We start from the raw sequence: 23923 nt of genomic DNA on the forward strand, positions 1-23923 counted from the left end.
CGTCAGCGTCCGCCGGACACATCGAGAATGGCTGAGGTGACGTAGGAGGCCTCGTCCGAGATCAGCCAGACGATGGCATTGGCGATTTCATCGGCGGTGCCGACGCGCTTCATCGGCACCAGATGGGCCAGGCGATGGGCGCGGTCGGGCTCGCCACCGGTAGCGTGGATGTCGGTGTCGATCAGGCCGGGACGGATCGCGGCGACGCGGATGCCCTCGCCCGCGACCTCATGGCCGAGGCCGACGGTGAAGGAATCGACCGCGCCCTTGGACGCGGCATAGTCGACATAGGTGTTGGGTGCGCCGAGCCGCGCTGCGACGGACGACAGGTTGACGATGACGCCGCCCGTGCCGCCGTGCTTGGTCGACATCCGCTTCACCGCCTCGCGCGCGCAGAGGATGGAGCCGGTGACGTTGACGGCCATCACGCGCTGGATGCGCTCGGCCGACATCTCGTCGACGCGCACGCCGCTCTTGCCGACGATGCCGCCATTGTTGACGAGCGCCCCGAGCGTGCCGAACTTGTCGGCCTCCTTGAACAGATTGAGGATGTCGCTTTCCTCGGCGACATCGCATTTCACAGCGATGGCCTTGCCGTTGCTGGCCGCGATCTGCGCGACCACCTCGTCGGCGGCCTGCTTGTTGCTGGCATAGCCGACCACGACGCGAAAACCGCGCGCGGCCGCCGCGAGCGCGGTCGCCCGTCCGATGCCGCGGCTGCCGCCGGTGATGACAACGACTTTATCCGTCACATCAATCCCCACGAGTTCGAGCGCACTACGACGTCCTGCCCTCAAGAGCCGCCAAGCGATCAAGCACGGACTTGTCCGTCAAGCTGATCAAATGGAACAGAATGAAGGGCGTGAGAAACGGGATCAGGCACAAGGCCGCGAAGCCGACCCCCTTACCTTTCCTGCGACTAATCGGAATCGCAAAGAAGAAAAAGATAAGGGTGGTCAGCAGGAGCGGCACCATGGAGATGAGCGCATGCGCGAGCGACGGCTCCCCCATCGTCGCCTCCCTTAGAGGTCCAGCACCAGGCGCGCCGGATCTTCCAGGCTCTCCTTGACACGGACCAGGAAGGTGACGGCTTCCTTGCCGTCGATGACGCGGTGATCGTAGGACAGCGCCAGATACATCATCGGGCGGACCTCGATCTTGCCGCCGACGACCATCGGCCGCTCCTGGATCTTGTGCATGCCGAGGATGCCGGACTGCGGCGCGTTCAGGATCGGGGTCGACATCAGCGAGCCGTAGATGCCGCCATTGGTGATGGTGAAGGTGCCGCCCTGCATCTCGTCGATCTTGAGCTGGCCGTCACGGGCGCGGCGGCCGAAATCGGCGATGCTCTTCTCGATGTCGGAGATCGACTTGTGGTCGCAGTCGCGCACCACGGGCACGACCAGGCCCTTGTCGGTGCCGACGGCAACGCCGATGTGGTAGTAGTTCTTGTAGATGAGGTCGCTGCCGTCGATCTCGGCGTTGACGGCCGGGATGTCCTTCAGCGCCTGCACGACGGCCTTGGTGAAGAAGCCCATGAAGCCGAGCTTGGCGCCGTGCTTCTTCTCGAACGCGTCCTTGTAGTGCGCGCGCAGCGCCATGACGTTGGTCATGTCGACCTCGTTGAAGGTCGTGAGCATGGCGGCGGTGTTCTGCACGTCCTTGAGCCGGCGCGCGATGGTCTGGCGCAGCCGGGTCATCTTGACGCGCTCTTCGCGGGCGGCGTCATCGGCCGGCGAGGGGCTGCGGACCTGCACGGCGGCGGCGGGCTGGTTGACCGGCGTCGGCGCCGAGGCGGCGCGCTCGATGGCGGCCAGCATGTCGCCCTTGGTGACGCGGCCGTCCTTGCCGGAGCCCGGCACGGTCGAGGCGTCGATGCCGGTCTCGGCGGAGAGCTTGCGCACCGACGGCGCGAGCGGCGCATCGGCCGGCGGCGCCTTCGCGGCAGCGGGAGCCGGCGCGGGAGCGGCGGCAGCAGCTGCAGGCGCCGCAGCCTTGGCCGGCGCGGCGGCGGGCTTGGCTGCGCCGGCACCATCGGTGATCTGACCGAGCAGCGCGCCCACGGCAACGGTCGCACCATCGGCAGCGATGATCTCGCTCAGCGTGCCGGCGGTCGGCGCGGGGACTTCGATGGTGACCTTGTCGGTCTCGAGCTCCACCAAGGGCTCGTCGACGGCGACGGGGTCGCCGGCCTTCTTGAACCAGCGGCCGATGGTGGCCTCGGTGACGGATTCGCCGAGCGTCGGCACACGAATTTCAGTCATGGTCTCTTCCTCAAGGGATCGCAGGTAGCGGTCATGAATTCATACGTCATTGCCCGCGAAGACGGGCAATCCAGTACGCCGTGACTTTCGTGATCAGAACGAAAGCCGCGGAGTACTGGATGCCCCGCCTTCGCGGGGCATGACAGAGTCCTAAAAAAACTTCTCAGCTCAGTGCTTCGTCCAGGAACGCCTTCAGCTGAGCCTGATGCTTGGACATCAGACCCGTTGCGGTCGCGGCGGAAGCGGCGCGGCCGACATAACGCGGACGCCGGCTCGCGCCGTTCACCTGGTTCAGCACCCATTCCAGATAGGGCTCGATGAAGTGCCAGGCACCCATGTTGCGGGGCTCTTCCTGGCACCACACCATCTCGGCCTTCTTGAAGCGCGACAGCTCGGCCACCAGCGCCTTCAGCGGCACCGGATAGAGCTGCTCGACTCGCATCAGGTAGATGTCGTCGATGCCGCGCTTCTCGCGCTCCTCGTAGAGGTCGTAATAGACCTTGCCGGAGCACAGCACGATGCGGCGGATCTTCTCGTCAGGGACGAGCTTGATCGCCTCGTTCGGCAGCATCTGGGCGTCATCGTAGAGGATGCGGTGGAAGGTCGTGCCCTTCGCGAGCTCGTCGAGCCGCGACACGGCGCGCTTGTGACGCAGCAGCGACTTCGGCGTCATCATGATCAGCGGCTTGCGGATCTCGCGATGCAGCTGCCGGCGCAGCACGTGGAAGTAGTTCGCCGGCGTGGTCGGGTAGACCACCTGCATGTTGTCTTCCGCGCACATCTGCAAGTAACGCTCGAGGCGCGCCGAGGAGTGCTCCGGCCCCTGGCCCTCATAGCCGTGCGGCAACAGGCAGACGAGACCGGACATGCGCAGCCATTTGCGCTCGCCTGACGAGATGAACTGGTCGAACACGACCTGCGCGCCGTTGGCGAAGTCGCCGAACTGGGCTTCCCACAGCGTCAGCGTGTTCGGCTCGGCGAGCGAATAGCCGTATTCGAAACCGAGCACGGCTTCTTCCGACAGCAGCGAGTTGATGACCTCGTAATGGCCCTGCTCGTGGCCGAGATGGTTGAACGGCGTGTAGCGGCTCTCGTCCTCCTGATCGATCAGGACCGAATGGCGCTGCGAGAAGGTGCCGCGTTCCGAATCCTGTCCGGACAGGCGGACGTGGTGGTTTTCGTTGAGCAGCGAGCAGAACGCCAGCGCCTCGCCGGTCGCCCAGTCGATGCCGTTGCCGCTCTCGATCGCCTTGGCGCGGTTATCGAGGAAGCGCTGAATGGTGCGGTGAACGCGGAAACCGTCCGGCACCTTGGTGATCTTGCGGCCGATGTCCTTCAGCGTGGCGATGTCGACGCCGGTGACGCCGCGCCGCGCATCCTCTTCCTGGTCGGCGATCTTGAAGCCCGCCCACTTGCCGTCGAGCCAGTCGGCCTTGTTCGGCTTGTAGGAGGTGCCGGCCTCGAACTCGGCATCGAGCCGGGCGCGCCAGTCCGCCTTCAGCTTGTCGACCTCGCCCTCGGTGACGACGCCTTCCGCGATCAGGCGCTTGGAGTAGAGCGTCAGCGTCGAGGGATGGGCGGCGATCCGCTTGTACATCACCGGCTGGGTGAAGGCCGGCTCATCGCCCTCATTGTGGCCGTAGCGGCGGTAGCACCACATGTCGATGACGACGGGCTTGTGGAACTTCTGCCGGAATTCGGTCGCGACCTTGGCCGCGAACACGACGGCTTCCGGATCGTCGCCGTTGACGTGGAAGATCGGCGCATCGATCATCTTCGCCACATCCGACGGATAGGGCGAGGAGCGCGAGTAGCGCGGATAGGTGGTGAAGCCGATCTGGTTGTTGACGATGAAGTGCACGGAGCCGCCGGTGCGGTAGCCCTTCAGGTCGGACAGGCCGAAGCATTCAGCAACCACGCCCTGGCCGGCGAAGGCGGCGTCGCCGTGCATCAGGAGCGGCATCACCGAGATGCGCATATCAGGGGGATCGCCGTGCTGGTCCTGCTTGGCGCGGACCTTGCCGAGCACGACGGGATCGACGATCTCGAGATGCGAGGGGTTGGCGGTCAGCGACAGGTGGATGCGGTTGCCGTCGAACTCGCGGTCCGAGGAGGCGCCGAGGTGATACTTGACGTCGCCGGAGCCTTCGACCGCGTCGGGATTGGCCGAGCCGCCCTTGAACTCGTGGAATAGTGCGCGATGGGCCTTGCCCAACACCTGGGTCAGCACGTTGAGGCGGCCGCGATGCGGCATGCCGAGCACGATTTCCTTCACGCCGAGATTGCCGCCGCGCTTGATGATCTGCTCGAGCGCGGGGATCAGGGCTTCACCGCCGTCGAGGCCGAAGCGCTTGGTGCCGGTGAACTTGGTGTCGCAGAACTTTTCGAAACCCTCGGCTTCGATCAGCTTCTGCAGGATGGCCCTGCGGCCTTCGCGCGTGAACGAGATCTCCTTGTCGGGTCCCTCGATGCGCTCCTGGATCCAGGCCTTCTGCGCCGCGTTGCTGATGTGCATGAACTCGACGCCGAGCGTCTGGCAGTAGGTGCGCTCGCAGATCGCGGTGATCTCGCGCAGAGTGCCGTATTCGAGGCCGAGCACGTGATCGAGGAAGATCTTGCGGTCGAAATCGGCTTCGCTGAAGCCGTAGGTGCGCGGATCGAGCTCTTCGCGGTTGCGCTGGGCTTCGATGCCGAGCGGATCGAGCTTGGCGTGGAAGTGGCCGCGCATGCGGTAGGAGCGGATCAGCATCAGGGCGCGGACGGAATCGCGCGTCGCCTGAAGCAGGTCGGCGGAGGAGATGTCGGCCCCCTTGGCCTGCGCCTTGGCGGCGATCTTGCCACCGACCGTCTTCTCGACCTCGGCCCAGTTGCCGTCGAGGGCGGAGGTCAGATCGTCCTTCGGGGTCAGCGGCCAGTTGTCGCGCTCCCAGGACGGGCCTTCCGCGTTCTTGCTGATGTCAGCCGGCGCGTCGTTCAGGCTCTTGAAGAACTCCTGCCACTCGGCATCGACCGAGGACGGGTCCTTCTGGTAGCGGGCGTAGATTTCGTCGATGTAGGTGGCGTTGGTGCCCTGCAAAAAGGATGACAGGGCAAAGGCTGCGTTCGCGTCCTGGCGAGACATACTTGAGTTCCTGGCGATTTCGATTCGCGCATAACAAACGGCGCTGGCGCCGAGCTCCCCCGACAGGGCTCGACGCGACAGGCACCCTTTACCCTATTTACTGCGAAACTTCGCCCGGAAAAGCACGAAGAACTGAATTAGCCTTTCAACTTTTCGGCAAGCGTGTGGCCGAGGCGGGCGGGCGACGGGGACACTGTAATTCCTGCGGATTTCATCGCCTCGGTCTTGGAACCGGCATCGCCCTTGCCGCCGGAGATGATGGCGCCGGCATGACCCATGCGGCGGCCGGGAGGGGCGGTGACGCCGGCGATGAAGCCGACCATCGGCTTCTTGCGGCCGCGCTTGGCCTCGTCCTTGAGGAACTGGGCGGCGTCCTCCTCGGCGGAACCGCCGATCTCGCCGATCATGATGATCGATTCGGTCTTGGGGTCGGCGAGCAGCATCTCCAGCACGTCGATGAACTCGGTGCCCTTGACCGGGTCGCCGCCGATGCCGACCGCGGTGGTCTGGCCGAGGCCTTCCTGGGAGGTCTGGAACACCGCTTCATAGGTCAGCGTGCCCGAGCGGGAGACGATGCCGACCGAGCCGGTCTTGAAGATGTTGGCGGGCATGATGCCGATCTTGCACTCGCCGGCGGTCATGACGCCCGGGCAGTTCGGCCCGATCAGGCGCGACTTGGAGCCGAGCAGCGAGCGCTTGACGCGAACCATGTCGATCACAGGAATGCCCTCGGTGATGCAGACGATCAGCGGGACCTCGGCGTCGATGGCTTCGCAGATCGCGTCGGCTGCGCCCGGCGGCGGCACGTAGATCACCGACGCGTCGGCGCCGGTCTTCTCACGCGCCTCGCGCACGGTGTCGAACACCGGCAGGCCCAGATGCGTCGAGCCGCCTTTGCCCGGCGAGGTGCCGCCGACCATCTTGGTGCCGTAGGCAATCGCGGCCTCCGAGTGGAAGGTGCCGTTCTTGCCGGTAAAGCCCTGGCAGATGACCTTGGTGTTCTTGTCGATCAGGATGGACATGAGGTCTGCTTTCGCGAAACTAACAGAGTGAGTGGGTCAGTGGATGCGGCGGTAGACGCCGGTGAGGACGTCGGACCAGCCTTCCGCGTCCGGCGAGAATTGAATCTTCAACGAGTAGGAATCCTCATTGATGATCTCGTAGACGTGGCGCGCATTGCCGCGGAGCGAGCCGCGCACCAGCGTCAGGGTCTTGCCGGCCCACCCGCCTGAGGCGGGCGAAGGCGGCGTGTAGCCGAGCGAGTCGTACCAGAACAATTTGTAGGTCCGGTCGTCGCGGTCGAAGGTGAAGATGCCGTGGGTGGCGAAGACCTGCTTGCCGTCGCGCATCTGGATCGAGTCCTGGATCAGATAGAACCCGTTGAGATCCATGCGCGCGACGGTGCGCGAGGTCGCCGGCCCGCCCGCCGTCCAGCGCGACGGGAAGACCATCTCCTCACCATCCCATTCGCCGGCGAATGCGGCGAGGCGCGCATGCTCGGGGAGCGGAGATGATGCGGCGAGATGGTCCTGGGCCATGGCGCTAGCCTCCCTTGACGGCCTTCACGATCTTCTGCGCGGCGTCGTCGAGATTGTCGGCGGGCACCACGTTCAGTCCGGATTCACGGATGATCTTCTTTCCGAGCTCGACATTGGTGCCTTCGAGGCGGACCACCAGCGGCACGCTCAGGCCGACCTCGCGAACCGCAGCCGTGACGCCCTCGGCGATCACGTCGCACTTCATGATACCGCCGAAGATGTTGACCAGGATGCCCTTCACGTTGGGATCGGCGGTGATGATCTTGAACGCGGCCGCGACCTTCTCCTTGCTGGCGCTGCCGCCGACGTCGAGGAAGTTGGCCGGCGCCATGCCGTAGAGCTTGATGATGTCCATCGTCGCCATGGCGAGACCGGCGCCGTTGACCATGCAGCCGATATTGCCGTCGAGCGTGACGTAGTTGAGATCGTATTTCGACGCCTCGATTTCCTTGGCGTCTTCCTCGGTCAGATCGCGCAGCGACACCGCGATCTCGGGATGGCGGAACAGGGCGTTGTCGTCGAAGGACACCTTGGCATCGAGCACGCGGAGCTCGCCCTGCTTGGTCACGACCAGCGGATTGATCTCCAGCATCGACATGTCCTTGGCGACGAAGGCCGCGTAGAGCTGCGCGGTGAGCTTCTCGGCCTGCTTGGCGAGGTCGCCGGACAGATTCAGCGCCTTCGCGACCGTGCGGCCGTGATGGCCCATGATGCCGGTCGCCGGATCGACCGAGAAGGTCACGATCTTCTCCGGCGTGTTGTGCGCGACGTCCTCGATGTTGACGCCGCCTTCGGTCGACACCACGAAGGAGACGCGCGAGGTCTCGCGGTCGACCAGGATCGAGAGGTAGAATTCCTTGTCGATGTCGGAGCCGTCCTCGATGTAGAGGCGGTTGACCTGCTTGCCGGCAGGTCCCGTCTGCACGGTGACCAGCGTCGCGCCCAGCATCTGCTTGGCGAATTCGTTGACCTCTTCCACCGATTTGGCGATGCGGACGCCGCCTTTGTCGCCGGCGAATGCCTCCTTGAACTTGCCCTTGCCGCGCCCGCCGGCATGGATCTGGCTCTTCACCACCCAGACCGGGCCGGGAAGCTGTCTTGCGGCGGCGTCGGAGTCCGAGGCCTTGAGAACCGCTACGCCGCGCGAAATCGGAACGCCGAATTCATGCAGCAGCGCTTTGGCCTGATATTCATGGATATTCATATGGTCGCTCCCTGAACCCGCGGGCGGTGACCTCATGGGCCCACCTCAGTCTTGTGGCTGGCATACCATATACCACAGGAACTGCAACCCGGATTCTTTGACAATCGAGATCTGCCGAGACCGGAACCCCACCCCGGTCAGCCGGGGTCCGGAAGTGAAACCGCCGAAGACCGGGTTTCGATCTTCGGCGGGTATTGCTTTGCCTTAGCGGCCGAGAAGATCGGGTGCGATCTTCTTGCAGGCATCGACCAAGCCCTGCACGGCACCGACCGACTTGTCAAACGCCTCGCGGTCCTTGCCGGCGAGTTCGATCTCGACCACGCGCTCGACGCCCTTGGCGCCGATCACGACGGGCACGCCGACATACATGTCCTTCACGCTGTACTCGCCGTTGAGATAGGCGGCGCAGGGCAGCACGCGCTTCTTGTCCTTCAGATAGCTCTCGGCCATCGCGATCGCGGAGGCGGCAGGGGCGTAGAAGGCCGAGCCGGTCTTGAGCAGGTTGACGATCTCGGCGCCGCCGTTGCGGGTGCGGTCGACGATCTCGTCGAGGCGCGCCTGTGAGGTCCAGCCCATCTTGACGAGGTCGGGCAGCGGGATGCCGGCGACGGTGGAGTACTTCACCAGCGGCACCATGGTGTCGCCGTGGCCGCCGAGCACGAAGGCGGTGACGTCCTCGACCGAGACGTTGAACTCGTCGGCGAGGAAGTAGCGGAAGCGGGCCGAATCCAGCACGCCGGCCATGCCGACGACCTTCTTGTGCGGCAGCCCCGAAGCCTTCTGCAGCGCCCAGACCATGGCATCGAGCGGGTTGGTGATGCAGATGACGAAGGCGTCGGGGGCGTACTTCTTGATGCCGGCGCCGACCTGCTCCATGACCTTGAGGTTGATGGAGAGGAGGTCGTCGCGGCTCATGCCGGGCTTGCGCGGCACGCCGGCGGTGACGATGCAGACCTTGGCGTTGTCGAGCGCCTCATAGGAGTTCGCGCCGGTGTAGTGGGCGTCGAAGCCGTCGACCGGCGAGGACTGCGCGATGTCGAGCGCCTTGCCCTGCGGCACGCCCTCGGCGATGTCGAACATCACGACGTCGCCCAGTTCTTTCAGGCCGATGAGGTGAGCCAGCGTTCCGCCGATCTGGCCGGAGCCAATCAAAGCAATCTTGTCGCGCGCCATGTGAACCTGTCCTTTAGACACGTAAGGAGGGGAAACTGAGACGGGTGGTTATCCCTTTCGTCTCCCCCGTTCAAGTCGCCCAATGCCCAATTGTCGGGCTTGCCGAGATAGCAGCCAGCATACCCCGGCCGTCATTCCGGGGCGCGCGAAGCGCGAGCCCGGAATCCATAACCACCATCCGGAGTATGGATTCCGGGCTCGTCGCTTTGCGACGCCCCGGAATGACGGCGGGGATAGGACTTAAGTCTCGACCAAGCCCTTGGTCGAGCCGCTGGCGGTGGAATCCTTGCGGCCGTGAGGCAGCGCCAGATAGGATTCCGAGCTCATTTCGATCAGGCGCGAGGCGGTCCGGTTGAACTCCATGGCCTCGGTGCCATCGGTCGCGAGGTAGAGCGAGATCGGATTGGCGTCGGCCGAGGCCATCAGCTTCACGGCGTTGTCATAGAGCGTATCGATCAGGGTGATGAAGCGCTTGGCCGCGTTGCGCTGGGAGAGGTCCATCACTGGAATATGGTCGACCAGGAGGGTGTGATAGTCGTGCGCCAGCCTGAGGTAGTCGGATGCACCGAGCGGCTGCTCGCAGAGGTCGGCGAAGGAGAATCGCGCCACGCCATGGGCCGAGCACGGCACGTGCAGAATGCGGCCCTTGATCGAAATGTCACGCGAGCGGCATTTGGCGCCGCCCGTCATCCGCTTCCAGGCCCGATCGAGCGCGGCGTCCGCATCGCCATCGGCCGGTGTCAGCCACATCGGCACGCCCTGCAGCTTCTCCAGGCGGAAGTCGGTGCGCGCATCGAGCCGCGCGACGTCCATGTGGTCGGTGATCTGCTTGATGAAGGGCAGGAACAGCGAGCGGTTGAGACCGCCCTTATAGAGATCGTCGGGCGCGACGTTGGAGGTCGCGACCACGACGGTGCCGAGCTCGAATAATTTGGCGAACAGGCGGCCCAGGATCATCGCGTCCGCGATGTCGGTGACATGGAATTCGTCGAAGCAGAGCAGCCAGCTCTCCTCGAAGATCGCATTGGCCGTCAGAGCGATGACGTCGCTGTCGGCGATCTCGCCGCGCGCGATGCTCTGGCGATAATCGTAGATGCGCTCGTGCACGTCCGCCATGAACTCGTGGAAATGCGCGCGGCGCTTATGCTCGACCGATGAGTGCTGGAAGAACAGGTCCATCAGCATGGTCTTGCCGCGGCCGACCTCGCCGTGGATGTAAAGCCCGCGCGGCGCCTCGTCCTTGTCACCAGAGCTGAACAGGCGGCTGAGCAGGCCCTGCTTGCGGGTGGGCTTGTAGGTCGAAAGCCGTAGGTCCAGCGCCGCATAGGCCTCGGCGACCTCGGCCTGCGCCGGATCCGGCTCGATCGCGCCGGACGCGATCTCGGCCTGATAGGCCTCGCGGAATGAGGGATTTGGGGTGGAGAGCATGGCTCTTTACCGCCAGAGACGGACGGAAATTGCAAGCCGTGAAATGGGGTCAGAGGTATGCGCGTTTCTTCTCCCTCGCCCCGTTCTTACGGGGGCGCGACGAGCTTCGCTCGCGCTGGGAGGGTCGGGGTGAGGGGCTCTATCCGCGTATGAGATCCATCGAAAGACCTGTCCCCCCCCCCCCGGATCGCGAGAGCGATCCGACCTCTCCCCGCAAGCGGGGAGAGGTTAAGAAAGAAATTACTCACACAGCTCGTAGGCATCCTCGACCACATACGGGCCGCCGCCGGTGGACGCGCGCGAGGAGAACAGCACGAAGCGTTCGGCCATGAACGCCTTGCTCGGGAAATAGCCGCGCAGCGAGAGATAATCGGCGACGTCGCGGTCGGAGGCATCGTGCAGCCTCGCAAGCGTGACGTGCGGAATGAACTTGCGTCCCTCCGGGTCGAGGCCGATCCGCTGCATCATGCGCTCGAGCTCGGCCTGCAATTCCATCAGCGGCTTGCTCGGCGCAATCGTGGCGACCACCGCGCGGGGCTTGCGGCCGCCGAAGCTGGTGAGCCCCTGCACCTTCACCTCGAACGGCTTGCGGTCGACGCGAAACAGCATCGAAGCGATCTCGTTGGCGGAAGCCCCGTCAATGTCGCCGATGAAGCGCAGGGTGACGTGATAATTTTCGGGATCGATCCAGCGGGCGCCGGGGAGGCCACCTCTCAAGTTGGAAAGCGACTGGCCAATTTCGGCCGGAATTTCCAGACCCGTGAACAAACGCGGCATCGTTTCGCACTCCCGATGCTTGGGTACGGTGCTCGAACAGCGAGAACCATATCCAAATTAGAGCCGGCGACGAATCACCGGTACCCTGATTCCTATCGCAGTTGTGTGACTCTGCGAAGCACACCGCGCCTCACCCCGGTAAAACCCTGGGAATTAGGGTTAGCGCTGCCTGGTTTTCAACGCCGTTGCTCAGCGATCGTGCCAATGAATGCCTCCACCATGGGCATGATCCTGCCGACGATGATGTCGACGCCTTCAGCGGTCGGATGAATGCCGTCGGCCTGGTTGAGCTTGGCCTCGGCCGCGACGCCTTCGAGGAAGAACGGATAGAGCGGCACGTCGAATGTCTTCGCCAGATCCGGATAAATCGAATTGAAGCGCGCGGCGTATTCGGCGCCGTAATTCGGCGGCGCCAGCATGCCGCAGAGCATGACCGCAATCTTTCGCGCCTTGAGCCGCTGGACGATGTCGGTCAGCGCGGCGCGCGCCACGTCGGGATCGATGCCGCGCAGCGCGTCATTGGCGCCGAGCTCGACGATGACGCCGTCAGTTCCATCGGGCACCGACCAGTCGAGCCGGTCGCGGCCGCCCGAGGTGGTGTCGCCGGACACCCCGGCATTGGTCATGTCGACCTCTATGCCTTTGGCCCGCAAGGCTTTTTGAAGCTTTTGGGGGAACGCCTCCTGGGCCGGAAGGCCAAGGCCCGCGCTTAAGGAATCGCCGAGGACGACGAGCTTGACCGGCTTTGCCGCACCCGCCCAAGCGGGATTCGCCATCGTCATGACGGCGAGCATCAACACGGCTATGTGCATGAACAATCCGTAACGCCTCTCGACCCCGCGTGCGGACTTGCCATATGACCGGACCATGGACACTCGCATCGACCCCTCTTCGCTCGCCGCTACCGCGGACACCATCGCCATCTCCAACGTCAACCTCTCATTGGGCACGGGCGCGGCACGCGTTCACATCCTCAAGGATATCAGCCTGCGGGTCGGCCGGAGCGAGACGATCGGCCTGATCGGCCCGTCAGGCTCGGGCAAATCCACGCTGCTGATGGTGATGGCGGGGCTGGAACGTCCTGATAGCGGAGAGGTGGTGGTGAATGGCACGCCTTTCAATGCCCTCGACGAGGACGCGCTGGCGCGCTTCCGCGGCCGCCAGGTCGGCATCGTCTTCCAGTCCTTTCACCTGATCCCGACCATGACGGCGCTGGAGAACGTTGCTGTGCCGCTCGAACTCGCCGGCAATCCCGATGCCGCCAAGCGCGCGGCAGAGGAGCTGCAATCGGTCGGGCTCGGTGACCGCCTGCATCATTATCCGACCCAGCTCTCCGGCGGCGAGCAGCAGCGCGTCGCGCTCGCCCGCGCGCTGGCACCCGATCCCGCGATCCTGGTCGCCGACGAGCCGACCGGCAATCTCGACGAGACCACCGGTAAGCAGATCGTCGATCTGCTGTTCAGCAAGCACGCCGAGCGCGGCATGACCTTGGTGCTGGTGACGCACGATTCCTCGCTCGCGCATCGCTGCGATCGCGTCATCCGCCTGCGCTCCGGGCGCATCGACACGCAGTCTGCGCCCGCATGAGCGCCGTGGCCGAATCGTTCGCGAAGCCGAACGCCGTCGCGCTGTCGCAGCGCTACGCCTTGCGCGAATTGCGCGGCGGCCTGCGCGGCTTCTACGTCTTCATCGCCTGCATCGCGCTCGGCGTGATGGCGATTGCCGGCGTCGGCTCGGTGTCGGCGAGCCTGAGCGACGGTCTCGCACGCGAGGGCCGCACGCTGCTCGGCGGCGACGTCTCCTTCGTGCTGTTCCAGCGCGAGGCCAAGCCGGAAGAGGTCGCGTTCCTGCGTTCGCGCGGCACGCTGTCGGCGGCTGCGACCTTGCGCGGCATGGCGCGTTCGGCTGACGGCAAGCTGGCGCTGGTCGAGATGAAGGCGGTCGATAACACCTATCCGATGCTGGGACAGCTGACGCTGGCACCAAAGCTGCCGATGGCCGATCTGCTCGCCGAGCGTGACGGCGCGTTCGGTGCCGCCGCCGATCCGACGCTGCTGGCGCGGCTCTCGCTCAAGACCGGCGACCGCGTCACGATCGGGTCCGCAACGTTCCAGATCCGCTCCACCGTCGAGGCCGAGCCGGACAAGCTCGCCGGAGGCATCGGCTTCGGGCCGCGCTTTCTGATCAGCGAGGCGGCCTTGCGCGCCACCGGCCTGATCCAGCCCGGCAGCCTGGTGCGCTGGGTCTACCGGGTCAAGCTGCCGGAGGCCGCGAACAACGAGCGCGCCACCGAAGCCTTCATCGCGGATGCGCGCAGCGCCGCGCCGCAGGCCGGCTGGGAGATCCGCAGCCGCTCCAACGCCTCGCCGCAGCTCGAGCGCAACATCAACCGCTTCACGCAGTTCCTGACGCTGGTCGGCCTTGCCGCGCTGCTGGTCGGCGGCGTCGGCGTCGCCAATGCCGTCAAGAGTCACATCGACCGCAAGCTCGAGGTGATCGCTGCCTTCAAGGCCGTCGGGGCCACCGGCCGGGACGTGTTCGGCATCTACCTGGCGCAAGTGGTCCTGCTGGCCGCGATCGGGTCCGTGATCGGCCTGGCGCTCGGCGCCGCGATGCCCTTTGCGATCGTTGGCCTGTTCGGCAAGCTGTTGCCGCTGCCGGTGGTGCCGGCCGTGCACACCGACGAGCTCGCGCTGTCCTTCCTCTACGGCCTCCTCACCGCGCTCGCCTTCGGCCTGTGGCCGCTCGCGCGCGTGCACGACGTGCCGGTGGCCGCGCTGTTCCGCGACACCATCAGCTCCGAATGGCACCGGCCACGCGCGAGCTATCTCGTGTTCATGGCCGTCGTGATCGCACTCCTCATCGCGGTCGTGATCGGCCTGTCGTTCGACAGGCGCATCGCCGCGGTGTTCGTGGCCTCCTCAGTGGTCGTGTTCGCCTTGCTGCGCGGCATCGCCGCCCTGCTGATGACGATCGCACGACGGCTGCCACGGACGCGGCTGCCGATGCTGCGGCTTGCGATCGCCAACATCCACCGGCCGGGCGCGCTGACGCCGTCCGTCGTGCTGTCGCTGGGACTCGGGCTCGCCGTGCTCGTCACCATCACCCAGATCGACGGCAATCTGCGCCGGCAGTTCCTGGCGGCGCTCCCCGACCAGGCGCCATCGTTCTTCTTCATCGACATTCCGAGCGCGCAGGCCGAGCAGTTCGATGGCTATCTGCGCCAGATCGCCCCCGGCGCCAGGATCGAGGACGTGCCGATGCTGCGCGGACGCATCGTCGCCGCGCGCGGGGTGCGCGCCGAGGAGCTCAAGCCGACCACGGATTCCGAATGGGTGCTGCAGAGCGATCGCGGCCTGACCTACACCGCCGAGCTGCCGAAGGGCTCCAAGGTGGTCGAGGGCGAATGGTGGCGCGCCGATTATTCCGGCCCGCCGCTGGTCTCGTTGGAGAAGAAGATTGCCGACGGGCTCGGCCTCAAGCTCGGCGACGAGGTCGTGGTCAACGTGCTCGGCCGCGACATTCCGGCCAAGATCAGCAATTTGCGCACGATCGACTGGCAGGGTCTCGGCATCAATTTCGTCCTGGTGTTCTCGCCCAACGCCTTCAAGGGCGCGCCGCACACCCATATCGCGACGCTGACAGAAGCGGGCGGAAAGGCGGCGGGCGACGGCAAGATCATCAAGGAGGTCGCCGACGCCTATCCGATGGTGACGAGCGTGCGCGTGCGCGAGGTGATGGAGACGGTCGGCTCTGTGGTGACCAATCTGGCCCTGGCGATCCGCGGCGCCAGCGCCGTGACGCTGATCTCGGCGATCCTGGTGCTGGGCGGGGCGCTCGCCGCCGGCCACCGCCACCGCGTCTATGATGCGGTAATCCTCAAGACCCTCGGCGCGACGCGGCTGCGGCTGCTCGGCGCCTATGCCCTCGAATACCTGCTGATCGGCCTTGCCACCGCGGTGTTCGGGGTGATCGCGGGCAGCATCGCGGCCTGGCTGATCGTGACGCGGCTGATGACGCTGAGCTTCGTCTGGCAGGCCGGCAGCGCCGCCGGCGTGGTCGCCGCCGCGCTGGTCGTGACCGTCGGGCTCGGGCTTGCCGGCACGCTGCTGGCATTGAACAAAAAGCCCGCGACGGTGTTGCGAAATTTGTGACAAAATGTAGCGGCTGATCGAGCTGCCCGGAATCGGCCCGGTTTCCGCGATTAACCACGCTACCCCGTCAGCTTCGCGTCAGGATTGACGCCGAGGGCGACATTCAGCCGCGCGTGGAAGGTTGCGGCGAATGTGTTAGTTTCCCACATATCGGATGGGTTCGGAGTCCCGATTGTGAGCCAAAATTCAGTCGGCTGGCAGCGGTCTCCGAGATAGAATTTGACGAACCGGCGGCATGGCGACCCTCGTGCCGGACCGGACCAACCAACGGGAATTCGACCATGTCGGACCTAGACCGTAACTACGCTTCTCCTTTCGGCAGGGCCGCCGGGCGTGTTGACGCCGCGACGGTCGATGCCGGCCTGCGCGCCTATATGCTGCGCATCTACAACTACATGAGCATTGGCCTGGCCATCACCGGCCTTGCCGCGCTCGGCGTCTACATGGCCGCCGTGACCGACGTTCCGACGGCGGACGCCGTCCGCGTCGGCAAGGTGTTCCTGACACCGTTCGGCTACGCCATGTTCGTCAGCCCCCTGAAGTGGCTGTTCATCCTGGCGCCGCTCGCGATGGTGTTCGTGATCTCGGCGGGCATCAACCGTCTGGCACCCTCGACCGCCCAGATCCTGTTCTGGGTGTTCGCGGCGCTGATGGGCATCTCGCTGTCGTCGATCTTCCTGGTGTTCACGCACACCTCGATCGTGCGGGTGTTCTTCATCACCGCGGCGACCTTCGGTGCGCTGAGCCTCTACGGCTACACCACCAAGCGTGACCTGACCGGCATGGGCTCGTTCCTGTTCATGGGCCTGATCGGCATCGTTCTCGCCAGCCTGGTGAACCTGTTCCTGGCCAGCTCGATGCTGCAGTTCATCGTGTCGGTGGTCGGCGTGCTGGTGTTCTCGGGCCTGACCGCCTGGGATACCCAGCGGCTGAAGAACGACTACATCTACGGCTATGCCTCGGCCGGCGGTGACGTCGCAGAGCGTTCGGCCATCACCGGCGCACTGTCGCTGTACCTGAACTTCATCAACCTGTTCACGCTGCTGCTGCAGCTCCTCGGCCAGCGCGAGTAAGCTCTGAGACGAGAGAACGGACACGAACCCCGGCCGAAAGGCCGGGGTTTTTGTTTTGAGGGTACGGCCTCTCCCCGTCATTGCGAGGAGCTCGCGACAAAATTGCGCAGCAATTTTGCGCCGATGCGACGACGCAATCCAGAGCCCCTCCGCAGATGCATTTCTGGATTGCTTCGCTGCGCTCGCAATGACGGGTGTGGAGGCAGCGCAGCCTCTTCCGGCCCCTCAGGGAACGCTCTATCCTTCCCCCATGTCCGCACCCGATATCAGGCCCACCACCGAGGCCGACCTCCCCGCCGTCACCGCCATCTACCAGCAGGCCGTCCGCGAGGGCACGGCGACGTTCGAGCTGGAGCCGCCCGACCTCTCGGAAATGACGCGCCGCTATCGCGCGCTGATCGACGGCGGCTATCCCTATTTCGTCGCCATGCTGGACGGCCGCGTGGCCGGCTATGCCTATGCCGGCGCCTACCGGCCGCGGCCCGCCTATCGCTTCACGGTGGAGAACTCGATCTATCTCGATCCGTCCTTCCACCGCCGCGGCGTCGGCTCAATGCTGCTGGAACGGCTGATCGTCGAATGCGAAGCGCGCGGCTTTCGCCAGATGATCGCTGTCATCGGCGATTCCGCCAATGCCGGGTCGATCGGCGTGCACACAAGGTGCGGCTTCAAGATGATCGGCACACATCCCAGTGTCGGGCTGAAATTCGGCCGCTGGCTGGACACCGTGATGATGCAACGCGACCTCGGCGAGGGCGCAAGCACGGTGCCGGGGAAGTAGTTCATCCGTCATTCCGGGGCGATGCGCAGCATCGAACCCGGAATCCATTGAACGGCAGGGGCGGTGGAGGGATGGATTCTCGGGTGCGCAATTGCGCACCAGCTCGCGACTTCGTCGCGCCCCGGAATGACGATCGATGGTTCGTCTACACCACCGCCAGTTTGCGATCGATCACCAGCAGCACCCGCTCGAGCTCGTGGCCGCGACGCAGGATCAGGCCGGTCGCCGAGATCACGCTGTACATGCCCTGCTTGCGCGCGAGGCGCGGGTCCTTCTCGATGCGATAGATCGGCACTTCCGAGGCGCGGCGATAGACCGAGAACACGGCGCGGTCCTTCAGGAAGTCGATGGCATAGTCGCGCCATTCGCCGTCGGCGACCATGCGGCCGTAGAGATTGAGAATCCGGTGCAGCTCGAGCCGGTTGAACGTCACCCGGTTCGGCTGCGCATGCGCCGCGGCAGGACGCGCCGCCGCGCGCTGCTCGCTCGGATCGGCATCCTCCGACGTCAGACTCATGGGAAGCGCCTCCTCATCGCACGGCTACCCGCGTCCGCCAAGATCGTCCCGGAACCGCGTTCGTGACAATTGCATGATTGCGCCAACCGTTCCGCATCGCAAGGGGCTCGACCTATCGAATCGGCGTCGCATAAGGGCCCACGCAAGGGTGGAACTCCGTCGCGGCAAACCGTCACGGGATCGTTAGCAGGAATCATAGTATCGCCGCTTTTCCGCCAACCGCCTGCCGCCCTGCACTGCGAAAAGGGTGACGTGCGTTGACCCGGTCCTTTCGGTTCCGGATTCCTCAGCCCCCAGCCCCCCGGGGTCGAACAGGATCGGGTCTGTACGCACGACAAGGAGGGCCAACGCAAGTTGGTCCTTTTTTGTTTGTGCCGAGATGTTTCCGGTCTGCCGTCATTCCGGGGCGCGCGAAGCGCGAGCCCGGAATCCATTTACCATCACACAAGCTGAGAAATGGATTCCGGGTTCGCGCCAAGAGGCGCGCCCCGGAATGACGAGCATCAATTGCTGAGACGTTCTGCCTGCTTCAATGCAGCGACGTGTAGGCCGCACCCAGCATCGGGCCCGGCCTCTCGCGGCTGCCGTCCTGGACGTAGACCACCGCGCCGTCGACGCCGTCGCGCGTGAGGTTCTCGATCGGCACCGTCCAGCTCTCCGGACGGCCGGTCCAGTCGCCGACCTTGAGCAGGCTGCGCACCACGTTGTGATAGGTGACCTGCTGTCCCTTGTTCTCGCCGCGGGTGATCGCGATCGGCACCGACTTCGCGATCGAGCAGATCCAGACCTCGCCGCGCGAGACCGTGGGCTCCTTGCTTGCGGCTACCGACACGTTGATCTGCTTGCCCGAGAGCGACATCGTCACCGGCACGCTCATCACGCCAGTGCCCTTGTCGGTCTTGCCGATCGCGTTCTCGATGCCGGTGCGATCGCTGCCGATGACATGGGTGGAGCCGTTGACCACGACCTGCGGCGTGTAGACCTCGCGGTCGCCGCGCATGCGCGAATAGGCACGCTGCCGTGCAGAGAAGCGCGAATCCGCCAGCGTGTCCTTCCAGCCGAGATAGTCCCAATAATCGATCGGCATGCTCAGCGCGATGACGGAGGGGTCCTTGGAGAGATCGCCGATGATCTGGTCGGCGGGCGGGCAGGAGGAGCAGCCCTGCGAGGTGAACAATTCGACGACGGCGCGGGGTTCAGCTTCGGCAGGACGAATGACGGCGATGATCGCACATATGCCGAGAGCTCCCGACCAGAGGGCGCCGGACCAACGTGGAATCAGATGGGAAGCCGTCATTGTCGTCATGTCGAACGCCGCACACCGTTGCTCTCAGAGGGAAATCTTATCGCCGGATGGTCACCGTAGTCTTACGGGGCGCGGTACATTCATCCATCCGGGCCACCGTCCAAAGGGAGGTTTTCCGCCGGGCGGGCCCATCTGAAGCGTACCGCAAACGCGCGAAGGCGGCCTTTGATAGGCCGCCTTCGTTAAGGCTTCTACTCACTTCGCAGTGAGCCATCATTCACAAATCCGCGTTTACGCCGCGAGCTTGCGCAGCACGTAGTGCAGGATGCCGCCGTTGCGGTAGTAGTCGAGCTCGTCCAGCGTATCGATGCGGCAGAGCAGCGAAACGCGCTGCAGCGAACCGTCGCCGGAGACGATCTCCGCGGTCAGCTTCTGGCGCGGCTTGAGGTCGCCGACGAGGCCGCGGATGGTCACCTTCTCGTCGCCCTTTAGCCCAAGCGACTGCCAGGAGGTGCCTTCCTCGAAGGTCAGCGGCAGCACGCCCATGCCGACCAGGTTGGAGCGGTGGATGCGCTCGAAGCTCTGGCAGATCACGGCGCGCACGCCGAGCAGGCGCGTGCCCTTGGCGGCCCAGTCGCGCGAGGAGCCATTGCCGTACTCGGCACCCGCGAACACCACCAGCGGCACCTTCTCTTCCTGGTACTTCATCGCGGCGTCGTAGATCGACATCTGCTCGCCGTCGGGCCAGTGCTTGGTCAGGCCGCCCTCGGGGATGTTTCCGTCCGCGCCCTTCAGCATGAAGTTCTTGATGCGGATGTTGGCGAAGGTGCCGCGCATCATCACTTCATGATTGCCGCGACGCGTGCCGTACTGGTTGAAGTCGGCCGGACGCACCTGGTGCTCGCTGAGATATTTGCCGGCGGGCGAGGTGAGCTTGATCGAGCCGGCCGGCGAGATGTGGTCGGTGGTGATCTTGTCGCCGAACATGGCGAGGATGCGCGCCTCGACGATGTCGGTGACCGGCTCCGGCTCCTTCTTCATGCCTTCGAAGTAGGGCGGGTTCTGCACATAGGTCGAAGACATGTTCCAGCGATAGGTCTCACTCTCGACTGTCTTGATCTTGCGCCAGTTGGTGTCGCCCTTGAACACGTCGGCATACTTCTTCTTGAAGATCGACGCGGTCACGAACTTCTTCATGAAGGCGTTGATCTCCTTGGTCGTCGGCCAGATGTCCTTCAGGTACACCGGCTTGCCGTCCTTGCCCTCGCCGAGCGGCTCGGTGGCGAGGTTCTTGGTGACGCTGCCCGCGAGCGCGTAGGCGACCACCAGCGGCGGCGAGGCCAGGTAGTTCGCCTGCACATCCGGCGAAACGCGGCCTTCGAAGTTGCGGTTGCCGGAGAGCACGGCGGCCGCGACGACGCCATTGTCGTTGATCGACTTCGAGATCTCCTCGGGCAACGGACCGGAATTGCCGATGCAGGTGGTGCAGCCGAAGCCGACCAGGTTGAATCCGACCTTGTCGAGATCGGGCTGCAGACCGGAATTGGCGAGATATTCCGCGACCACCTGGCTGCCGGGGGCGAGCGAGGTCTTCACCCACGGCTTGGCCTTGAGGCCCTTCGCAGCCGCATTGCGCGCGAGCAGGCCGGCGCCGATCAGCACGCTCGGGTTCGAGGTGTTGGTGCAGGAGGTGATCGCGGCGATCACGACGTCGCCATGGCCGATGTCGAAGTTCTTGCCTTCGACGGGGAAGCGCTTGGCCGGCTCCTCGGCCTTCTTGTACTCGCTGGCGAGTGCGAGCGAGAAGCCGTCCGCGACGGTGGGCAGCGCGATGCGGCCTTCGGGACGCTTGGGCCCGGCCATCGACGGCACGACGTCGCCGAGGTCGAGGGTCAGCGTTTCCGTGAACACGGGGTCGGGCGACTTGGCGGTGCGGAACAGGCCCTGGGCCTTGGCATAGGCCTGCACCAGCGCGACGCGGGCCGAGGCACGGCCGGAGGTCTTGAGATAATCGAGCGCGGCGGCATCGACCGGGAAGAAGCCGCAGGTCGCGCCGTATTCGGGCGCCATGTTGGCGATGGTCGCCTTGTCGGCGACCGAGAGGTGGTCAAGGCCCGGGCCGAAGAACTCGACGAACTTGCCGACCACGCCGAGCTTGCGCAGCATCTGCGTCACGGTGAGCACGAGGTCGGTCGCGGTGACGCCTTCCTTCAGCGCGCCCTTCAGCTTGAAGCCGACGACGTTGGGCAGCAGCATCGACAGCGGCTGGCCGAGCATGCAGGCTTCCGCCTCGATGCCGCCGACGCCCCAGCCGAGCACGGCAAGACCGTTGACCATGGTGGTGTGCGAATCGGTGCCGACCAGCGAATCGGGATAGGCCACCTCGAAGGTGCCGGTCTTCTTGCCGACCGTCATCTTCTCCTTCTTGGTCCAGACCGTCTGGGCCAGATATTCGAGATTGACCTGGTGGCAGATGCCGGTGCCGGGCGGCACGACAGAGAAGTTCGAGAACGCCTTCTGGCCCCACTTCAGGAACTCGTAGCGCTCCTGGTTCTGCTTGTATTCCTCGGTGACGTTCTTGCCGAAGGCCTTGTTGTCACCGAAGAAGTTCACGATCACGGAGTGGTCGATGACGAGGTCGACGGGCACCAAGGGGTTGATCTTCTCAGGCTCGCCGCCGAGCTTCTGCATCGCGTTGCGCATCGCGGCGAGGTCGACCACCGCGGGCACGCCGGTGAAGTCCTGCATCAGCACCCGCGCCGGGCGGAAGGCGATCTCATGCTCCAGCGACTTCTTGCGCAGCCATTTCGAGACCGCGACGATGTCTTCCTTCTTGACCGAGCGGCCGTCCTCGTTGCGCAGCAAATTCTCGAGCAGGACCTTCATCGAATAGGGAAGTTTCGAAATTCCCTTCAGACCATTCTTCTCGGCGGTGGGCAGGCTGTAATAGACATAGGTCTTGGCGCCGACCTTGAGAGTCTTTTTGCATTTGAAGCTGTCGAGCGAGGTCATGGAGGAGATCCCAATTGCTAGTTATACCCGGCAGGGTATTTTAACACCGTCAGCGTATCAGGCTGGGCCGCTTGCAGGGGCAGGTTGAGTTGCTGCATCAAGTAGTTCCGGGCTTATAGAAGCTTTCTAACCGCGCCGCCACAGCCACTATCGTGCCGCAGCAATTCGCGAGCCAAAAATTCCCATGCGCTACCCCAAGATTTCCTGAGGCCTGGCTGTGAGCGGACTGAACCAAGGCGACATGCGGCTGTCCGGTCACGGGCTGAGATGCGTGCGGGGCGGCCGCGAGGTGTTCGCCGGGCTCGATTTCGCGGCCGGCTCGGGCGAGGCCGTCGCGGTCGTCGGCCGCAATGGATCGGGCAAGACCTCGCTGCTGCGGCTGATCGCAGGCCTGCTCGTGCCGGCCGGCGGGACGATCGCGCTGGAGGGCGGCGACGGCGAACTGACCCTGGCGGAGCAGTGCCACTATCTCGGCCATCGCGATGCCCTGAAGCCGGCGCTGAGCGTGGCCGAAAACCTGGCGTTTTGGGCTGATTTTCTCGGGGGCGAGCGTTTCGATGCGGCCGAGAGCCTCGCCGAGGTCGGACTCGACCACGCCACCCATCTGCCCGCCGGATTCCTGTCCGCGGGACAGCGCCGCCGGCTCTCGCTGGCCCGGCTGCTGACCGTCCGCCGCCCGGTCTGGCTCCTGGACGAGCCGACCAATGCGCTTGATGTCGCCGGTCAAGACATGTTCGCCGGCCTGATGCGCGTGCATCTGGCCGCCGGCGGCATGATCGTTGCCGCGACGCATGCCCCGCTCGGCATCCAATCGCGGGAGCTGCGGATCGGGGGTACCGCGTGATTCCGATGCACCCTCAGCTTTCCGAGCGGCTGAACCCTCTCCCGCTTGCACCGCCTTCGACGCGCGAGGGGAGCCCCGCATGACCCCCCTCGCCGCCCTCATCCGCCGGGACATCCGGATTGCGCTTCGCGTCGGCGGCGGGGCGCTGATCGGGGTGCTGTTCTTCCTGACCGTGGTGGTGCTGATGCCGTTCGCGGTCGGGCCGGATCTGGCGCTGCTGTCGCGGCTCGGACCTGCGATCCTCTGGCTCGGGGCCCTGCTGGCGAGCTTGCTGACCCTCGACCGGCTGTTCATGGCCGACCATGAGGACGGCTCGCTTGACCTGATCACGATGAGCCGGACGCCGCTGGAACTCGCCTGCGCTGCCAAGGCGCTGGCGCATTGGCTCGCCGCCGGCCTGCCGCTGATTGTCGCAACCCCCGTGCTCGGCCTGTTGCTCAACCTCGACATGATCGCCACGGCTGCGGTAGCGCTGACGCTGCTGGCGGGCACTCCGGCGCTGACCTTCACCGGCATGATCGGCGCGGCGCTGGCGGTGACGCTGCATCGCGGCGGGCTGTTGATGGCGGTGCTGGTGCTGCCGCTGTCGATTCCCGTGCTGATTTTCGGGGTTGCGGCCTCGCAGGCGGTAATCGTCGGCCCGATGACCTTCGGCGCGCCGTTCTCGATCCTGTGCGCGCTGTCGCTGGTCAGCCTCGTGATCGGCCCGTTCGCGGCCGCAGCGAGCCTGCGGCATGGCCTCGATTGAAATGGACCGGGCCGACCTTGACCCCGATCAACTTTCGCGACGG

At 65.1% G+C, this 23923-nt stretch carries 20 protein-coding genes; 6 read left to right on the top strand and 14 right to left on the bottom strand.

What is annotated here, in order from left to right; genetic code table 11:
* Positions 1-2: 2 nt before the first annotated feature.
* From I6F28_RS26345 to I6F28_RS26395, 11 genes are all read right to left on the bottom strand, one after another.
* Positions 3-752 (bottom strand): SDR family oxidoreductase, encoded by a 750-nt coding sequence (locus I6F28_RS26345; protein WP_225141896.1) that lies wholly within the window; start codon positions 750-752, stop codon positions 3-5.
* Positions 753-777: 25 nt separating this feature from the next.
* Entirely contained in the window at positions 778-1011 is a 234-nt protein-coding gene (locus I6F28_RS26350; protein ID WP_036024626.1) for a hypothetical protein, read from the bottom strand.
* Between the two features lie 11 nt (positions 1012-1022).
* On the bottom strand, positions 1023-2264 hold the full coding sequence (odhB, locus tag I6F28_RS26355; protein WP_036008775.1) for a 2-oxoglutarate dehydrogenase complex dihydrolipoyllysine-residue succinyltransferase: 1242 nt from the start codon (positions 2262-2264) through the stop codon (positions 1023-1025).
* 163 nt (positions 2265-2427) lie between these two features.
* Positions 2428-5385, bottom strand: coding sequence for a 2-oxoglutarate dehydrogenase E1 component (locus I6F28_RS26360; RefSeq protein ID WP_036024619.1), 2958 nt, complete (start codon positions 5383-5385; stop codon positions 2428-2430).
* Between the two features lie 137 nt (positions 5386-5522).
* The gene (gene sucD / locus I6F28_RS26365; RefSeq protein WP_036008780.1) at positions 5523-6407 is read right to left on the bottom strand and encodes a succinate--CoA ligase subunit alpha; all 885 of its coding nucleotides are present in this window, start codon (positions 6405-6407) and stop codon (positions 5523-5525) included.
* A gap of 36 nt (positions 6408-6443) precedes the next feature.
* The gene (locus I6F28_RS26370; RefSeq protein WP_036008783.1) at positions 6444-6923 is read right to left on the bottom strand and encodes a DUF1579 family protein; all 480 of its coding nucleotides are present in this window, start codon (positions 6921-6923) and stop codon (positions 6444-6446) included.
* A gap of 4 nt (positions 6924-6927) precedes the next feature.
* Entirely contained in the window at positions 6928-8127 is a 1200-nt protein-coding gene (gene sucC / locus I6F28_RS26375; protein WP_225141898.1) for an ADP-forming succinate--CoA ligase subunit beta, read from the bottom strand.
* A gap of 204 nt (positions 8128-8331) precedes the next feature.
* The gene (mdh, locus tag I6F28_RS26380) at positions 8332-9300 is read right to left on the bottom strand and encodes a malate dehydrogenase (protein WP_025032846.1); all 969 of its coding nucleotides are present in this window, start codon (positions 9298-9300) and stop codon (positions 8332-8334) included.
* A gap of 240 nt (positions 9301-9540) precedes the next feature.
* A complete protein-coding gene (zapE, locus tag I6F28_RS26385; RefSeq protein WP_036024610.1) occupies positions 9541-10728 on the bottom strand; it encodes a cell division protein ZapE in 1188 nt (395 codons plus the stop codon).
* A 240-nt stretch (positions 10729-10968) separates the two neighbouring features.
* A complete protein-coding gene (thpR, locus tag I6F28_RS26390) occupies positions 10969-11505 on the bottom strand; it encodes an RNA 2',3'-cyclic phosphodiesterase (RefSeq protein WP_027572985.1) in 537 nt (178 codons plus the stop codon).
* Between the two features lie 176 nt (positions 11506-11681).
* Positions 11682-12317, bottom strand: coding sequence for an arylesterase (locus I6F28_RS26395; RefSeq protein ID WP_225141900.1), 636 nt, complete (start codon positions 12315-12317; stop codon positions 11682-11684).
* A 55-nt stretch (positions 12318-12372) separates the two neighbouring features.
* On the opposite strand from I6F28_RS26395, the gene I6F28_RS26400 reads away from it, so the two are divergent.
* The 4 genes from I6F28_RS26400 (at position 12373) to I6F28_RS26415 (ending at position 17513) form a co-directional block, all read left to right on the top strand.
* A complete protein-coding gene (locus I6F28_RS26400) occupies positions 12373-13092 on the top strand; it encodes an ABC transporter ATP-binding protein (RefSeq protein WP_036024603.1) in 720 nt (239 codons plus the stop codon).
* A complete protein-coding gene (locus I6F28_RS26405) occupies positions 13089-15659 on the top strand; it encodes an ABC transporter permease (RefSeq protein ID WP_225141902.1) in 2571 nt (856 codons plus the stop codon). The genes I6F28_RS26400 and I6F28_RS26405 overlap by 4 nt, the downstream gene beginning before the upstream one ends.
* Positions 15660-15940: 281 nt before the next feature.
* The gene (locus I6F28_RS26410; RefSeq protein ID WP_036008808.1) at positions 15941-16732 is read left to right on the top strand and encodes a Bax inhibitor-1/YccA family protein; all 792 of its coding nucleotides are present in this window, start codon (positions 15941-15943) and stop codon (positions 16730-16732) included.
* A 250-nt stretch (positions 16733-16982) separates the two neighbouring features.
* A complete protein-coding gene (locus I6F28_RS26415; RefSeq protein WP_036008811.1) occupies positions 16983-17513 on the top strand; it encodes a GNAT family N-acetyltransferase in 531 nt (176 codons plus the stop codon).
* A gap of 145 nt (positions 17514-17658) precedes the next feature.
* Here I6F28_RS26415 and I6F28_RS26420 read toward each other — a convergent pair whose 3' ends face one another.
* From I6F28_RS26420 to acnA, 3 genes are all read right to left on the bottom strand, one after another.
* Positions 17659-18030, bottom strand: a complete 372-nt coding sequence (locus tag I6F28_RS26420; protein ID WP_036008814.1) for a DUF2794 domain-containing protein — start codon at positions 18028-18030, stop codon at positions 17659-17661.
* 529 nt (positions 18031-18559) lie between these two features.
* The gene (locus tag I6F28_RS26425) at positions 18560-19336 is read right to left on the bottom strand and encodes a DUF1223 domain-containing protein (protein WP_057026569.1); all 777 of its coding nucleotides are present in this window, start codon (positions 19334-19336) and stop codon (positions 18560-18562) included.
* Positions 19337-19567: 231 nt separating this feature from the next.
* Positions 19568-22288: an aconitate hydratase AcnA gene (gene acnA / locus I6F28_RS26430; protein ID WP_036008823.1), complete on the bottom strand. Its 2721-nt coding sequence runs from the start codon at positions 22286-22288 to the stop codon at positions 19568-19570.
* Positions 22289-22529: 241 nt separating this feature from the next.
* Between acnA and ccmA the strand changes: the two genes are divergently transcribed.
* Positions 22530-23132 carry a heme ABC exporter ATP-binding protein CcmA gene (ccmA, locus tag I6F28_RS26435; protein ID WP_225141937.1) on the top strand — a complete coding sequence of 201 codons (603 nt, stop codon included), beginning with the start codon at positions 22530-22532 and terminating at the stop codon, positions 23130-23132.
* 79 nt (positions 23133-23211) lie between these two features.
* Entirely contained in the window at positions 23212-23880 is a 669-nt protein-coding gene (gene ccmB, locus I6F28_RS26440; RefSeq protein ID WP_225141904.1) for a heme exporter protein CcmB, read from the top strand.
* Positions 23881-23923: the final 43 nt, after the last annotated feature.

Source organism: Bradyrhizobium sp. NBAIM14, from assembly GCF_020193895.1.
Classification (GTDB): Bacteria; Pseudomonadota; Alphaproteobacteria; order Rhizobiales; family Xanthobacteraceae; genus Bradyrhizobium; species Bradyrhizobium yuanmingense.

Coding starts and splice junctions, on each gene's coding strand:
- I6F28_RS26415 (WP_036008811.1), top strand. CDS start 16,983: ATGTCCGCACCCGATATCAGGCCCACCACCGAGGCCGACCTCCCCGCC.
- mdh (WP_025032846.1), bottom strand. CDS start 9,300: ATGGCGCGCGACAAGATTGCTTTGATTGGCTCCGGCCAGATCGGCGGA.
- ccmB (WP_225141904.1), top strand. CDS start 23,212: ATGACCCCCCTCGCCGCCCTCATCCGCCGGGACATCCGGATTGCGCTT.
- I6F28_RS26350 (WP_036024626.1), bottom strand. CDS start 1,011: ATGGGGGAGCCGTCGCTCGCGCATGCGCTCATCTCCATGGTGCCGCTC.
- I6F28_RS26370 (WP_036008783.1), bottom strand. CDS start 6,923: ATGGCCCAGGACCATCTCGCCGCATCATCTCCGCTCCCCGAGCATGCG.
- zapE (WP_036024610.1), bottom strand. CDS start 10,728: ATGCTCTCCACCCCAAATCCCTCATTCCGCGAGGCCTATCAGGCCGAG.
- sucC (WP_225141898.1), bottom strand. CDS start 8,127: ATGAATATCCATGAATATCAGGCCAAAGCGCTGCTGCATGAATTCGGC.
- thpR (WP_027572985.1), bottom strand. CDS start 11,505: ATGCCGCGTTTGTTCACGGGTCTGGAAATTCCGGCCGAAATTGGCCAG.
- I6F28_RS26405 (WP_225141902.1), top strand. CDS start 13,089: ATGAGCGCCGTGGCCGAATCGTTCGCGAAGCCGAACGCCGTCGCGCTG.
- acnA (WP_036008823.1), bottom strand. CDS start 22,288: ATGACCTCGCTCGACAGCTTCAAATGCAAAAAGACTCTCAAGGTCGGC.
- I6F28_RS26395 (WP_225141900.1), bottom strand. CDS start 12,317: ATGCACATAGCCGTGTTGATGCTCGCCGTCATGACGATGGCGAATCCC.
- I6F28_RS26410 (WP_036008808.1), top strand. CDS start 15,941: ATGTCGGACCTAGACCGTAACTACGCTTCTCCTTTCGGCAGGGCCGCC.
- I6F28_RS26400 (WP_036024603.1), top strand. CDS start 12,373: ATGGACACTCGCATCGACCCCTCTTCGCTCGCCGCTACCGCGGACACC.
- I6F28_RS26425 (WP_057026569.1), bottom strand. CDS start 19,336: ATGACGACAATGACGGCTTCCCATCTGATTCCACGTTGGTCCGGCGCC.
- I6F28_RS26360 (WP_036024619.1), bottom strand. CDS start 5,385: ATGTCTCGCCAGGACGCGAACGCAGCCTTTGCCCTGTCATCCTTTTTG.
- ccmA (WP_225141937.1), top strand. CDS start 22,530: ATGCGGCTGTCCGGTCACGGGCTGAGATGCGTGCGGGGCGGCCGCGAG.
- I6F28_RS26420 (WP_036008814.1), bottom strand. CDS start 18,030: ATGAGTCTGACGTCGGAGGATGCCGATCCGAGCGAGCAGCGCGCGGCG.
- sucD (WP_036008780.1), bottom strand. CDS start 6,407: ATGTCCATCCTGATCGACAAGAACACCAAGGTCATCTGCCAGGGCTTT.
- odhB (WP_036008775.1), bottom strand. CDS start 2,264: ATGACTGAAATTCGTGTGCCGACGCTCGGCGAATCCGTCACCGAGGCC.